The 14,765-nt window shown below is 41.5% G+C and carries 14 protein-coding genes and 1 other RNA gene; 14 read left to right on the top strand and 1 reads right to left on the bottom strand.

The annotated features are described in order from the left end of the window. Positions 1-145 precede the first annotated feature (145 nt). The 4 genes from rsmI (at position 146) to C0V77_RS08830 (ending at position 4,814) form a co-directional block, all read left to right on the top strand. The gene (rsmI, locus tag C0V77_RS08845; RefSeq protein ID WP_101726274.1) at positions 146-814 is read left to right on the top strand and encodes a 16S rRNA (cytidine(1402)-2'-O)-methyltransferase; all 669 of its coding nucleotides are present in this window, start codon (positions 146-148) and stop codon (positions 812-814) included. A 54-nt stretch (positions 815-868) separates the two neighbouring features. Continuing rightward, entirely contained in the window at positions 869-1,795 is a 927-nt protein-coding gene (locus C0V77_RS08840; RefSeq protein WP_101726273.1) for a sterol desaturase family protein, read from the top strand. A 22-nt stretch (positions 1,796-1,817) separates the two neighbouring features. After that, the gene (gene fabG / locus C0V77_RS08835) at positions 1,818-2,564 is read left to right on the top strand and encodes a 3-oxoacyl-[acyl-carrier-protein] reductase (RefSeq protein WP_101725998.1); all 747 of its coding nucleotides are present in this window, start codon (positions 1,818-1,820) and stop codon (positions 2,562-2,564) included. Positions 2,565-2,726: 162 nt separating this feature from the next. Then, the gene (locus C0V77_RS08830) at positions 2,727-4,814 is read left to right on the top strand and encodes a VWA domain-containing protein (RefSeq protein WP_101726272.1); all 2,088 of its coding nucleotides are present in this window, start codon (positions 2,727-2,729) and stop codon (positions 4,812-4,814) included. A 303-nt stretch (positions 4,815-5,117) separates the two neighbouring features. Here C0V77_RS08830 and C0V77_RS23055 read toward each other — a convergent pair whose 3' ends face one another. Further along, a complete protein-coding gene (locus tag C0V77_RS23055) occupies positions 5,118-5,396 on the bottom strand; it encodes a hypothetical protein (RefSeq protein WP_158237916.1) in 279 nt (92 codons plus the stop codon). Positions 5,397-5,428: 32 nt separating this feature from the next. Between C0V77_RS23055 and C0V77_RS08820 the strand changes: the two genes are divergently transcribed. From C0V77_RS08820 to gyrA, 10 genes are all read left to right on the top strand, one after another. Beyond that, positions 5,429-6,427: a Smr/MutS family protein gene (locus C0V77_RS08820; protein ID WP_101725996.1), complete on the top strand. Its 999-nt coding sequence runs from the start codon at positions 5,429-5,431 to the stop codon at positions 6,425-6,427. A 68-nt stretch (positions 6,428-6,495) separates the two neighbouring features. Then, the gene (locus C0V77_RS08815; protein WP_101725995.1) at positions 6,496-7,905 is read left to right on the top strand and encodes a DUF4403 family protein; all 1,410 of its coding nucleotides are present in this window, start codon (positions 6,496-6,498) and stop codon (positions 7,903-7,905) included. Positions 7,906-8,052: 147 nt separating this feature from the next. Further along, positions 8,053-8,446, top strand: an RNA gene (rnpB, locus tag C0V77_RS08810) — RNase P RNA component class A. Positions 8,447-8,587: 141 nt separating this feature from the next. Continuing rightward, positions 8,588-9,133 (top strand): 30S ribosomal protein S16, encoded by a 546-nt coding sequence (locus C0V77_RS08805; protein WP_101725994.1) that lies wholly within the window; start codon positions 8,588-8,590, stop codon positions 9,131-9,133. 77 nt (positions 9,134-9,210) lie between these two features. Next, positions 9,211-9,789 carry a ribosome maturation factor RimM gene (rimM, locus tag C0V77_RS08800; protein WP_101725993.1) on the top strand — a complete coding sequence of 193 codons (579 nt, stop codon included), beginning with the start codon at positions 9,211-9,213 and terminating at the stop codon, positions 9,787-9,789. A gap of 56 nt (positions 9,790-9,845) precedes the next feature. Continuing rightward, on the top strand, positions 9,846-10,520 hold the full coding sequence (gene trmD / locus C0V77_RS08795; RefSeq protein WP_101726271.1) for a tRNA (guanosine(37)-N1)-methyltransferase TrmD: 675 nt from the start codon (positions 9,846-9,848) through the stop codon (positions 10,518-10,520). 172 nt (positions 10,521-10,692) lie between these two features. After that, the gene (locus tag C0V77_RS08790) at positions 10,693-11,028 is read left to right on the top strand and encodes a hypothetical protein (RefSeq protein WP_101725992.1); all 336 of its coding nucleotides are present in this window, start codon (positions 10,693-10,695) and stop codon (positions 11,026-11,028) included. Between the two features lie 25 nt (positions 11,029-11,053). After that, complete coding sequence (locus C0V77_RS08785) at positions 11,054-11,404, top strand: hypothetical protein (RefSeq protein WP_101725991.1); 351 nt, start codon at positions 11,054-11,056, stop codon at positions 11,402-11,404. Beyond that, the gene (locus C0V77_RS08780) at positions 11,397-11,729 is read left to right on the top strand and encodes a YXWGXW repeat-containing protein (RefSeq protein WP_158237915.1); all 333 of its coding nucleotides are present in this window, start codon (positions 11,397-11,399) and stop codon (positions 11,727-11,729) included. Before C0V77_RS08785 ends, C0V77_RS08780 begins: the two co-directional genes overlap by 8 nt. 298 nt (positions 11,730-12,027) lie before the next feature. Then, positions 12,028-14,649 (top strand): DNA gyrase subunit A, encoded by a 2,622-nt coding sequence (gyrA, locus tag C0V77_RS08775; protein WP_101725989.1) that lies wholly within the window; start codon positions 12,028-12,030, stop codon positions 14,647-14,649. Positions 14,650-14,765 lie beyond the last annotated feature (116 nt).

Genomic DNA, 14,765 nt, shown 5'->3' with positions numbered 1-14,765 from the left:
TTTGAAAGAAAGATATTAAGTGAATGATTCAGGTATCATCACTTTTTATTCTTAATGCTGGTGCAGATTTGTATTAATGCGCTTTTAATTATCAATACGCTTCCAGTTCAGTACCTAATTGCTTACTTTTGTGAAAAAAAGTATAGTGAAGCTCGTTCTTGTTCCAACACCGATAGGAAACCTTGAAGATATTACATTAAGAGCCATTAATGTACTGAAAGACGCTGATTTAATATTATCAGAAGATACCAGAAATACTGGTTTTTTGCTGAAGCATCTGAGTATCTCCAAACCACTGCAGAGCCATCATGCCTTTAATGAGCACCAGACGATAGGTAAAATTGTAGAAAGATTAAAAAAAGGCGAAAAAATAGTGCTGGTTTCTGATGCCGGAACTCCCGCCATTTCAGACCCGGGCTTTTTGTTGGTAAGAGAATGTATCCGTAACGGAATTGAGGTAGATTGCCTGCCAGGCGCCACCGCTTTTGTACCTGCACTGGTAAATTCTGGTTTACCTTGCGACAGATTCACCTTTGAGGGCTTTCTTCCAGTAAAGAAAGGTCGGCAGACACGCCTCAAATCGCTCGTTTCAGAAGAAAGGACCATGATTTTTTATGAGTCGCCGTTCAGGTTGCTTAAAACCTTGGAAAACTTCGTTGAATATTTTGGCGCAGAGCGCCAGGCCAGTGTTTCCAGAGAAATCACGAAGATGTATGAAGAAACCGTGAGAGGTACTTTGTCGGAAATTATTGCTAATTTTGCAACCCGAAGCATTAAAGGAGAGATAGTAATTGTAGTGCAGGGTTGCAGCTAATACCAATTTATGAAGCCTGCGGCTTCTATTTATTTAGTTTTAATTGTTTGTTTTATGTTCGAGAGTCTTAAAGCGTTTACTGTTGAGCAGATAATTATCATCTTTTCTACCCCTTTATATACAGTTTTGATTCTTGGGGAAATCATTCTCAGCAATATTCAGGACCGCAGGTTTTATACTGTTAAAGATACGCTAACTAATATTTACCTCATGTTATTGAACGGAGGTATAGATTTACTGTCAAGGGGTATTACCTGGCTCATATTGGCCTGGGCGTTTCAATACCGTTTTTTTGAAATCCAGAATCCGGTTCTTTACTGGGGCTTACTTTTTATTGCTGAAGATTTTGTGTTTTATGTGTTACACTATGTTGATCATCACTCAAGGTTTTTCTGGGCGGCTCATGTTACACACCACTCGTCAGAGCAGTTTAATTTAACGGTGGGTTTCCGTTCATCAGTGTTTCAGCCGCTTTACAGGTTTATTTATTTTTTACCGTTGTCGCTATTCGGATTCAAGGTGGCCGACATCGCCGTTATGTATTCAATCACCCAGATTTACGGTATTCTGGTTCATACCAGTTATATACCAAAATTTCGTAAAATGCCCTGGATATTATTAGAATACGTAATTGTAACACCTTCTCAGCACCGGGTTCATCATGCTTCTAATATAGAGTATCTTGACAAAAACATGGGTATGTGTCTAACCATCTGGGACAGAATGTTTGGTACTTTTCAAGAAGAAATAGACGATTTGCCTATTAAATATGGTCTGGTTTCACCTTTAGAAAACCGGAATGCCGTCAATATTGTTTTTCATGAGTGGGTAAAACTTTTTAAAGACCTCAGAAAACCACTTAATTTTACAACAAAGCTCAAATATATGTATAAGCCCCCGGGTTGGTCGCATGACGGCAGCACCAAAACCAGTAAGGAACTAAGAGCAGATCTTGAAAAAGAAAAGACACAGAACACTTAATTCATTAATTATCTAATCATACATGAAATTACTTGAGAACAAAATAGCCCTGATAACCGGTGCTTCGCGAGGAATTGGGAGAGAAATCGCCAAAAAGTTCGCAGAACAAGGTGCAAATATAGCCTTTACTTACTTGTCTAGCGTTGAGAAAGGCCAGGCTTTAGAAGCCGAACTGGCAGCTTATGGAATAAAGGCCAAAGGGTACCGCTCTGATGCCTCAGACTACCAGGCAGCTGAGCAACTGGTTAACGATGTGGTGGCCGACTTCGGAACACTAGATATTGTAGTAAATAATGCGGGTATTACGCGTGATACACTTTTAATGCGAATGTCTGAAGACCAATGGGATGAAGTGCTGCGTGTAAACCTGAAGTCGGTTTTTAACCTTACCAAAGCTGCAACCAAGCCTATGATGCGTGCCAAACAGGGTTCAATTATCAACGTAACTTCAGTAGTTGGCTTAATGGGTAACGCTGGTCAGTCTAATTACGCTGCCTCAAAAGCAGGTATCATTGGTTTTACGAAATCAATAGCTAAAGAGCTGGGTTCAAGAAATATCCGTTCAAATGCCATTGCCCCTGGTTTTATTGAAACCGAAATGACCGGCGAACTGAACGAAAAAGCATTGGAAGACTGGTTAAAAAATATACCATTAAAACGTGCCGGCCAGGGTGAAGAAGTGGCCAATGCCTGCGTGTTTCTGGCGTCTGACATGTCAAAATACGTTACAGGCCAGGTATTACAGGTCGATGGCGGTATGCTAATGTAAGCCGCATTTATAATCAATTATAGTTTGTATCGTCAGGGATGTTTTACATAGTCCCTGACGATATTTTTTTGTATCTTGGCAAAATAATTATCCACCAATGGTGTTGTTTTAGTAGTAACATTTTTTAACAAGAATTTCCCGTTTATGAATGGGCCGGGGTTTATGAAATCCGAACTAATCTTTCAGTCTTCTCCTTGGTTTATCTTACTTTGCTTACTGGCAGGTGGTGTATACAGCTTTCTACTTTATCAGAAAAAATCAAACTTTACAACGCTTCAAAACCGGCTTTTGGCCGTTGCCAGGGGTATTCTGGTTGCCCTGCTTGCTTTTTTACTTGTAAACCCGCTGTTGAGAAGCAATAAAACAAGTATCGAGAAACCTACCGTGGTGCTGGCAATTGATAACTCTGCCTCAATGGCTAAAGGTGGCGAAGAAAAAATAAATGTACTGAAAGCGAATCTGCAGAAACTGATAAAGGCAATTGAAAGCAAGGGTAATAATGTAGAGATTAAAACATTGAGTGAAACTGATGTAAACGGCGACATCAATTCTTTAAAATTTAATGAAAAAACTACCGATTTATCTGGCTTACTGGCCGGTATAAAGAATAATTATGAAGGCCGAAACCTGACAGATGTAATACTGGTGTCTGATGGCATAGCCAATTCGGGTGTTTCGCCTACCTATGGCAAGTATAGTTTTAACGTACATACCATTGGCCTGGGTGATACCACCCTGAGAAGAGATGTAAAGCTGAACGCCATCTATGCCAACCGGATAGCTTATCTTGGCAATAAGTTTCCTGTACAGGCCGAAATTTCAAGTTATGGGTATATAGGTAAAACAACCTCGGTTCTGCTGAAACAGGGTGGAAAAATAATAGACCGCCAAACCGTAAGTTTTGATAAGGACACCGACCTGAAACAGATAACTTTTTATGGCAATGCAGAACAAAAGGGCTTGCAGCGCTATACAATTGAAGTGGTGCCGCTTAATGGAGAATTTACTACCAGAAACAACGCCCGCGATGTGTACCTAGATGTAGTAGACGGCAAAGAGAAAATTCTTATGGTGGCATTGGCTCCGCACCCCGATATTAAGGCTATCAGGGCCATAATTGAGAAAAATGAGCTGTATGAACTAACAGTAAAGGTACTTCAGAGCGATAATATTAATGAAATTGGCACCCAGCCATTTGATGTGCTCATTCTCCACCAGCTACCAGACCTCTACGGTGCAGGCGGTAACCTGCTGAACCGCCTGATGGCGCAGGCAAAGCCCACTTTGTTTATTCTGGGTAATCAATCCAATATTGCTGGTTTTAATGGCATGCAACAAACGCTTAGCATTCTGGCGCAGGCTGGCAGGGCAGATAAAGTGAACGCAAAATTCAACAGTAGCTTTAACCTTTTTAATCTGGATGGCGATAAACTAAGTATTCTTGAAAAATTACCGCCTCTGCTGGCGCCATTTGGCGAATACCGGGCAGGAACCGGCAGTGAAATTATTCTTTACCAACGTGTAGGCGCTGTGGTTACACCTAAACCGTTGCTGATTGCCAATACTGCTAATGCGCGTAAATCGGCTGTTTTAACGGCTGAGGGCATCTGGCAATGGCGTTTGGAAGAGTTTGCCCTGACCGAAAAGCAGGAAATTGTAGACGAGGTATTTATGAAAACCCTGCAATTGATTTCTATAAAAGACGATAAACGTAAACTAAGGGTGTATCCGGTGTCAAGAGAGTTTTCGGTAGATGAAAAAATTGTTTTTGAAAATGAAGCCTATAATGATATCTACGAGCGGATATATAACCAGAGCATCACACTGGAAATAACCGACGAAAAAGGTACTACCAAAAACTATAACTATACCATCAGCCAAGACAATACCCGATTTGAAATTTCAGGCCTGGGCGAGGGCGTTTACCGGTACAAGGCGGCAACGCAGGTACTAGGCAAAAGCGAAGAAGCAAGCGGCCAGTTTGTAGTACAAAATACCGACTTAGAAGACCTCACCCATACCGCCGACTTCAATTTACTGCGCACGCTGGCGCAGCAAAACAAGGGTAAATTTTATGAGGCAGGCCGCCTAAACAACCTGACTGAGTATTTATCAACTAACCAAAGCCCCGATAAAATAAGCAGTATTGAAGAAATGAATGAGTTCATTAATCTAAAATGGGTGTTCTTTGTGCTGCTGGTTCTGGCCAGTGTAGAATGGGTGTCGCGCAAGTATCTGGGTACTTACTGAAAATCTCGTTTATTCGTAATAAATTATTTTTATTTTTTATTAGCGAAAATTGAATTTTAAAAACAGGAGAAAAATCTCCTGTTTTTAAGTTTTTAATAAGTTGTTGTATTTTATTTATACCAGTCTTGCTTGGTGTATTGTATTTTTTTTAGTCTAATGGCAGTTCAACCTATTCAATTCCGGTACTATCGGTCTGGCATTAATGGCTTCAGCACAGCCTTTAAATGCAGCCTTCAAATATCTTTATCAGGCATGACAACCGCTTCATTTTTTTAAATGAGTTATTTGTTGACCTTTATCAGATTAATTTCTTCTTTCATGAAATAGGAAATTATAAAACGAAGTTTCGTTTAGATTGCTATCAAATTTTATATTTTCATTATTCGGTACTTTTTCTTGTAGTTTTATGCCAGGAATCAGTTTTTTTAACTGCGTTTCCGGCAGGTATTTTTTTGTATAATTAAAAGATATCAAGCTTGAAGGAAATAGCATTTTTCCGCGAGAAATGCGCTCAATTATGTAAACTTTGTGAAATTTTTTCTTTAATAATGCTGTTATAGAGTTTGTCGTGTTATTTTGCAATCAGCATGGCGTTTCATTAATTATAAGCAAGTATGAATATAGGAGACAAGGTAAGATTATTACATTCGAAAGAAGAAGGCATCATAACCAGATTTTTAAAAGATAACGTAGTTGAGGTAGAAATTGAAGCCGGCTTTAAATTGCCGGTTTTAAAGAGAGAACTGGCCGTTGTATCAAAAACAGAAACACAGTTTTTTAAACCTGCACCCGTTGCGGCAGATAACAAACCCAAAGAAACCAAACCCACCATTAAGGCCGACAAAGGTATTTTTCTGGCATTTGTGCCGGTTAATGAAAAAGAAGTCTCAGTTAATATTGTTAATAATACAGACTGGGACCTGCCCTTTGCGCTTACATTAACTACAGACCGCATTCATGTAGGCCTTGCAGGCGGCTTAATTAAAGCAAAAAGTTATCAGAAATCAAGCCTTGATTTGTTGATTAAAGATATGGAAACCTGGGGAAGTTTCACTTTCAGTGTGCTTTATTTTAACAATGGGCCGTTTGATGAGCGCGCGCCTTTGTTTAAAAAGCTCAGAATCAGAGCCAACACCTGGCCTAATCATAAAAGTAAAACACCCATTCTTGAAAGAGAATCGTATTTGTACCAGCTTGACAGCGACGACGCAGAAGCCATACCCACAGAAAAAGCAGAACCTCAGCCAAAACTGGTAATAGATGCCAACAAACTGAAAGAAAGCATGATGGCCCAGAAGTCGGTTGATACATTGCCTAAAACCTACGAAAAGCCTGCGCCAATGGTAGATTTACACATAGAGCAGCTTACCAAAAACCATAGGACACTCAACAACGCCGAGATGCTTGAGCTACAGATGAATACTTTTCTGAGCAAGTTTGAACAAGCCATAGCCAGCGGTATGGACGATATTACGTTTATACATGGTGTGGGCAACGGTGTTTTAAGGCAGGAAATCCAACGCCGGTTGTCAGGCCATAAGAATGTAGCCTGGTTTGAAGACGCCCAGAAAGAAAAATTTGGTTATGGTGCCACCCGTATCAAGATAAAATAGATTTAAACCTCATAATTTTTTCGTTGTCAAAAACGTTTTGCTCAAAAAAGTACAATTAACAATACCCTATGAAGAAGCTAACAATTGTCTGTTGTTTGTTTGTAAGCGCACTTTTGTATTCAAATCATGAAGCCGTTGCCCAAAAAACGGCAGAACCCGAAGCCCCGGTAGAAAAATACCTGCAAGATTCAGTAAAAGTGGAAAAAGTCTTATCAAATATTAGCATACCTTTTAATATTTCGATGGCCGACATCGAAAAGCAAATCAATGCCAGTATCGCCGGGCTTATTTACGAAGATAACAGCTATACCGATAATAATAATGACGACTTTAAATGTAAGGTCTGGAAAAAATCTAACATTATTATTACCGCAGCCACCAATGATGTTTTTGATTTCACGGTTCCGCTTAAAGTATGGGCAGAGCAGGGTATTGGCGCCTTTGGTTTCAAAAAGTATATTCCTGTTGAGTTTGAAATCAACATGAAATTCTCAACAAGATTTACCATCAGGCCAGACTGGGCTGTTCAGACCTCAACATCGCCCAACGGTTACCAGTGGATTACCAAGCCTAAAGTTAATCTGGGCATAGATATTCCGGTAGACTTCATTATTGGTAAAATCATAGATAACAATCAGTCAGGTTTTGCGCGCTCAATAGATGATGCCGTAGCCAAAAATCTGTCAATCAAGCCGTATGTTATACAGGCATGGAACGCCGCCCTGCAACCGTATCAGGTATCTGCAGAATACAGAACCTGGGTTAAAATAACGCCGCTTGAGGTGCTGATGACCCCACTGGTAACCTCCGGAAGAAACGTAAGGTCGGTGCTTGGTTTAAAGGCTTACACCGAAACCATTACCGGCGAAAAGCCATTCGCTCCGTTTTCTGTAAGTACTATACCTAATCTGAAACTGGTGCAGAGCATACCAAACGATTTTCAGGTGGGGTTAATGAGTGACGTGCCATTTACAGAAGCCGCCGCCATTGCCAAAAAAATGTTTGTAGGCCAGGTGTATGATTTCAAAGACGGTAAATATAAAATAGAAGTAACCGATCTTGATATTTACGGCAGTGAAGAATATCTGGTTATAAAGGCCATGATAAAAGGCAAACTGAAAGGCACTATATATATAAAGGGTATCCCGGTTTACAGCCCGGCCAGAAAAAGCATAGTGTTGAGCAATACCCAGTTTGATATCAAAACCAAGAATATATTGGCCAAGGCGGCATCATGGCTGTTAGAAGGCAAAATGGTGAAAATGATTGAAGAACAATATGGCCTGCCAATAGATGAGCTGCTTGCTTATGCCAAACAAAACGTTGAGTCTGCCATGAATACCGAGTACAAAAAAGGAGTGAAGCTGGCCGGCAAGATTGAAAGCGTAACGCCAGATAAAGTTTATCTGACACCGTCAAGCATTGTTGCAGTGGTTGTTGCTAAAGGAAAAGTAGAATTGAAGGTAGACGGAATGTAAGGTGGCGTATCGCATAAAAATTGATTAGTTTATTTTTGGCGAAGTTTAATGCGTCGTGAAACCGTTAATGACCCACCCACCGATATAAGAATAATTTTTAAAAATATTGTATGCCAGCAGAGGAGTTTCTACCTTTGCGTGCAGAAAAAAGCGGGCCGTCTTATCGCTGCTACGAGGTGCAAACTGAAGAGTTGAGGAAAGTCCGAACAGTGCAGAGCATCATGCTACCTAACGGGTAGGGGGGAATCGGGCGACTGATTGCCTACAGCCAGTGCCACAGAAAATATACCGCCGCAAGGTAAGGGTGAAAAGGTAGAGTAAGAGCCTACCGCTTGTCTGGTGACAGACAGGGCATGGTAAACCTCATGAACTGAAAGACCAAATAAACCGACACAGCCATCTGCAAAGATAGCTTAAGGGCTGCTCGCCCGAGTCGGAGGGTAGGTTGATAGAAGCAGCAGGCAACTGTTGTTCCAGATAAATGATAAGACTTTAGCAGAAATGTTAAAGACAGAATTCGGCTTACAGGCTCGCTTTTTTCTTCTTAAGATACTTTATAATGTTAAAATAGTCATTGGTCATAAAAAATCCTTATGAAACTTTGATTTCGTAAGGATTTTTTATAATTTTGCAGTCCAAAAAATGCGCAAAGGGGACGGGTTCCCCATTAAAACAGAAAAAAATGGCAGTTAAAATCAGATTAGCAAAAAGAGGACGCAAAAAAGCTCCATTGTACGACATCGTAGTAGCTGACGCTCGTTCACCACGTGATGGTAAATTTATCGAGAAATTAGGTCAGTACAATCCTCAATCCACCCCTGCGGGTATCACATTGAAAGATGACAGAGCCCTTTACTGGTTAATGGTAGGTGCAGAACCAACCGATACAACCCGTAAAATCTTGTCAGTAAAAGGTATATTGCTTAAAAAACACCTTCAGATTGGTGTAAATAAAGGAGCCATTACTCAGGATGTAGCAGATGCTCGTTTCGAGTCTTGGTCTAAAGAAAGACAAGAAAACCGCGAAACAAAAATTGCCAAATTGACAGAGGGCAAAGATGCAGCTAAAAAAGCAGCATTTGAAGCAGAACGTAAAAAACGCGCTGATATGGAAGCCGCTCAGCAAAAAGTTATTGCTGACGCTGAAGCAGCTGCCGCCGCCGCAGCAGCCCCTGCTGAAGAAGAAGCGCCTGCTGCAGAAGCAACAGAAGAATCAGCAGAAGCATAATTCGGAGATTCCATCTAACGAAATTATAAAAAATCCTCGCCCAAAAGCGGGGATTTTTATATTGAATCAAAAATGTTATGACAAAAGAGGATTGCTATTTATTAGGTAAAATAACCAAAACTCATGGTCTGAAAGGTGAGCTGGCCATTTGGCTTGATGTTGATTATCCTGAAGATTACGAAGAGCTTGATTCTGTTCTGCTTGAAATAAAAGGAGAGCTGGTGCCTCATTTTGTAGAAGAAATCCAGATTAGACCTGCCAAGTCTATTATCAAGTTTGAAGACATAGATACCATAGAAGAGGCGCAAAAACTCGTAAACTGTGATATTTATCTACCGGAAGACAACCTGCCCGAGCTGGAAGACAACGACCAGTTTTATTACCATGAGATAATCGATTTCACGGTTGTAGACGACGTAAAAGGTAAACTGGGCAAAGTTCTGGCTGTGTATACATCAGACCGCCAGGACCTCATAGCTATGCATTATGAAGGTACAGAAATACTGATTCCGATTAATGACGACATAGTAAAGACAGTTGACCGCGACAAAAAGGAGTTGTACACGCATTTGCCGGAGGGATTAATGGAGGTTTATCTGAACGATAGCAACCTGCAACCCGACGATGAAGACGACGACGAGGCAGAAGCATCCTGATAATTATAATGGAAAACACTACACAGGTACATACAGGCATTACTGAAAACAGCGGTATACGTATTGATATAATATCATGCGTGCCCCGTTTGTTAGACAGTTATTTTGACCACTCAATATTGAAGCGGGCAAGAGAAGCCGGGCATGCCGAAGTGCATATCCATGACCTGCGCGACTACTCAGAAAACAAACACCGCCAGGTAGATGATTACGCATTTGGTGGCGGGGCAGGTATGGTGTTAGGCATAGAGCCTATTGCCAAATGTATTCGCCATTTGCAGTCGGGTAGAGCCTATGACGAAATTATTTATATGACACCAGACGGCGATGTGTTCGACCAGAAAACGGCCAACAGGCTTTCAATGACACACAACCTCATTATTCTGTGTGGGCACTACAAAGGCATTGATGAGCGCGTGCGCGAACATTTCATTACCAAAGAAATATCAATCGGCGATTACGTCTTATCAGGTGGCGAATTGCCCGCCGCTGTTGTATCAGATGCCATTATCAGGCTGATACCCGGTGTTTTAAATGATGAAACCTCAGCATTGACAGATTCTTTTCAGGATAACCTGCTGGCACCGCCGGTATATACCAGACCGGCAGAATTTGAAGGCATGAAAGTGCCAGATGTGCTGCTTTCGGGCCATGAGAAAAAAATTAACGACTGGCGCCTTGAACAATCTATCAAACGTACCCAACAGCGCCGCCCTGACCTGCTAAAATAAATTGGCCTTCTGCTGGCATGGGCATCAGGGCTTACCCAGGTTCTCGCCTGAGTAAAAAAATCTACATTCTTCATTCTCATTACAATCAAAAATAGCATTCTTTCAGGTGGTGTGTTTTTTTGGGCTAAACCTTAGCAAAGGTTTATTGCTCACTTAAAAACACTTTACAGCCATGAAACGAAAAGTTTTTGTACCTCTTGCTTCTCTAATTCTTACTTGCTTTATCAGTACACAAGCCAGTATGGCAGCTACTGAAACCCCGGCAAAAGATGCGGCCAAAGTTGAAACAGTAAAAGCTGAAAAACTCGAATCAGCTGAAGCCAAGGCTATTATGGCACGTCTGGAAGAAATTAAGGCAATGGATAAGAAAAGCATGACAACGCATGAGAAAAAAGCATTACGCAGAGAAGTAAAAGCCCTTAAAACACAAATGGCCGAGCTTGGCGGGGGAGTTTATATCTCAGCGGGTGCGTTAATCGTAATTCTACTTCTGATATTGTTATTATAATCAAATTAAACCAAAAGCCAGCGCAATGGAAGCCAATCAAAAACCCAAACCAGAAGAAGAAGAGGTGCAGTTTCCCGGGTATCCGAAGTATCCTGCCTCAGAAGATATTTATGCCAGAGGTATAAAAGAAGAAGCGCTAGACCCCGAAGACCCAATGCAAGAGAAAGCACATAATGAAAATGACGTTCAGGCCTGGAACGAAGCAGATGGAACCACCAAGGCCACTGGTGAAGGCCTGGATGTGCCCGGTGCAGAACTTGATGATGCCGACGAGGCCATTGGAAAAGAAGACGAAGAAAACAATTACTATAGCCTGGGAGGGGACAATCATACTGACCTTGAAGAATCCCAAAGCCATATTACAGACAATGAATAAGTATATTAACAAACAGAGTTTAATGAAAATATTGAAAGAACTGGTGCTTTTTGGGGTATTAATTCCTTTGGCACTGGCAGGTCTTAGTTGTTCGGGCGAAATTATTACCACCCCTCCGCCACCTGCTGTGGTTGAGGTTGCACCCGGGCCACCTACTCCCGGATACGTCTGGATTCCCGGTCATTATGTAGCGCGGGGTGGCACTTACGTATGGCGCAATGGTTACTACCGTCAGGCACCACGTTACAGAAAAGTTTGGGTTCAGGGCCGGTATGTCCAATCACCCCGTGGATACGTCTACAAAAAGGGTCATTGGCGGCGGTAAATCAATCATTCAAAATCAAGGCTCATGTTCCTTTTCTGTCTGGCAGAATACGGTTTTTGAGCCTTATTTTTTGTTTACGTATAGCAATACCAATGGCCTGGTAGTTCTTTAAAAATTTATATGTACCGCACAGTTAAAAAATTATGTTGCTACATACACCCGGCTGATATAAATAGACTATTGCATTTGTTTATTTGTGCTTATTTTATTAAATTTGTAATATTACTATTAAAAATAGTGCAAAAAAATATCTAAATAGTCATATTTATTCTACTAAAAAAAGTAAATCTTAAGGCTAATGGCTGAGGAAACAGAAAATCTAATCCCAGAATCTTCCAACAACGGCACAATTATCCCAATCAACATCGAAGACGAAATGCGCGGCGCCTACATTGATTATTCAATGTCGGTTATTATTTCGCGTGCCTTGCCTGATGTTCGTGACGGACTGAAACCGGTTCATCGCCGGGTTTTATACGGAATGGCTGAACTGGGTGTATATCACAACCGCCCTTATAAAAAATCGGCTCGTATTGTAGGAGAGGTGTTGGGTAAATATCACCCGCATGGAGACAGCTCGGTTTATGACACCATGGTGCGTATGGCTCAGGAATGGTCGTTACGCTACACATTGGTTGACGGACAAGGTAACTTTGGTTCAATAGATGGCGACTCACCCGCTGCAATGCGTTATACTGAGGCCCGTCTGAAAAGAATAGCGGAAGAACTACTGGCAGATATCAACAAAGAAACAGTTGATTTTCAGCCCAACTTTGACGATTCGTTAGAAGAACCATCAGTAATGCCGGGTAAAATACCTAATTTATTATTGAATGGTTCGGCAGGTATTGCCGTAGGTATGGCCACTAACATGGCCCCACACAACCTTACCGAGGTAGCTGATGGTATAACGGCCTATATTGATAACAACGAAATTACGGTTGAAGAATTAATGCAGTTCATTAAAGCGCCCGATTTCCCGACCGGAGCCATTATTTATGGTTACAGTGGTGTAAAATCAGCTTTTGAAACCGGTCGTGGCCGTATCGTTCTGCGTTCGGTAGCCAATTTCGAGGTCTCTAAAACAGGTAAAGACCAGATAGTAGTAACCGAGATTCCGTATATGGTCAATAAGGCCATGATGATTGAGAAAACCGCTCAGCTCATCAACGAAAAGAAAATCGAGGGTATTTCAGACATCAGAGATGAGTCAGACCGTGAAGGAATGCGTATCGTATATGACCTCCGTAAAGATGCCGTACCAAACGTGGTTCTGAATAACCTTTATAAATATACGCAGCTTCAATCATCTTTCAGTATCAATAACGTGGCCCTGGTTAAAGGCCGTCCGGTTACGCTCAATCTGAAAGATATGATTCGTTACTACGTAGAGCATAGGCTTGAAATTGTAACCAGACGTACGCAATACGATTTAAAAGAAGCCGAAAAACGGGCACATATATTAGTCGGCTTGTTAATAGCTCTCGATTACATTGATGCCGTTATTAGCTTTATCCGTGGTTCAAGAGACGCCGACGAAGCCAGAACAGGCTTGATGAAAGGTGATTTCATGACACCCGAACAAAGACAGGAATTTCTGACGGTGGGTCTTCAGCGCCTGCAGATTGTTGATGCCTTTAATTCTGAAGCTGCCGAAACAGGCAATATTCTGAGCGAGGTGCAAGCAAAAGCCATTCTGGATATGCGTTTGCAACGTTTGGTAGGTCTGGAAAGAGACAAGATAACTGCCGAATTTGATGAAATTAAAAATATCATTCTTGACTTACGTGATATTCTTGGTTCGGAAGAAAGAAAACGCAACATTATCAAAGATGATTTAGCTGAACTGAAAGCCAGATATGGCGACGAAAGACGCTCTAAAATTGAAATGGCCGCCGGTGAGTTTAGTATTGAAGATATGATACCTGACGATGAAATGCTGGTAACTATCTCTCATCAGGGATACATAAAACGCACACCGTTGCAGGAGTACCGCACACAGGGCAGGGGTGGCACCGGGTCAAGAGGTGTAAAAACCAAAGATGAAGATTACACCGAGCATCTTTTTGCAGCTACCAACCATAATTACCTGTTGTTTTTTACCAAAAAAGGTAAATTGTTCTGGCTCAGAGTTTTTGAAGTTCCGGAAGGCAGCAAAACCGCCAAAGGAAGAGCCATACAGAACCTGATAAATATTGAAGCCGACGATAAGATTCAGGCAGTCTTGAACGTTTCTACACTTACTGACGAAGATTATATCAACAATAATTATATCGTGATGTGTACCGAAGAAGGTACCGTGAAGAAAACCCTTCTGGAAGCCTATTCTCGTCCGCGTCAGGGTGGTATCATTGCCATCAACATCAATGAAGGCGACAACCTGCTGGATGTTGCCCTTACCAACGGCGATAACAACATTGTAATTGCTGCCAAAAACGGTAAAGTGGTTCGCTTCCATGAGTCAGGTACGCGTCCGATGGGCCGTACAGCCACCGGTGTAAGAGGTATATCTTTAGACGAAGGCGACCGCGCCATTGGTATGGTTTGTGTTTCCAGAGCAGATACCCAGTTACTGGTGGTATCAGAAAAAGGCTACGGAAAACGCTCTGATATTGAAGATTACCGCATTACCTCAAGAGGTGCCAAGGGCGTTAAAACGCTGAATATTACCGATAAAACAGGTGCGCTGGTAGCCATTAAAGAAGTAACTGATGATGACGATCTGATGATTATCACCAAAAACGGTATTGCCATACGCAGTAAAGTGGCCGACCTCCGGGTAATGGGCCGTAATACCCAGGGTGTAAGACTTATCCGCCTTAACGAAACAGACCATATTGCATCTGTAACCCGTATCATCAGAGAAGATGATGAGGAAGAAGAAGGCACTGGCGCTGAAATAGTAGAAAGTGCCGAATAATGCCCGGTAAAGAGTAGGAGGGTTGTCTACTTTTTATGTTAATACTTTGTTAATTTCCTGAAAATCCCTATTTTTCGCGAAATTAAATTGTCTAACCCTAAGCATTTTAATATTTT

This window comes from Emticicia sp. TH156, from assembly GCF_002855535.1.
GTDB classification, from domain to species: Bacteria; Bacteroidota; Bacteroidia; order Cytophagales; family Spirosomataceae; genus Emticicia; species Emticicia fluvialis.
This window is presented reverse-complemented; position numbering and strand designations above follow the sequence as displayed.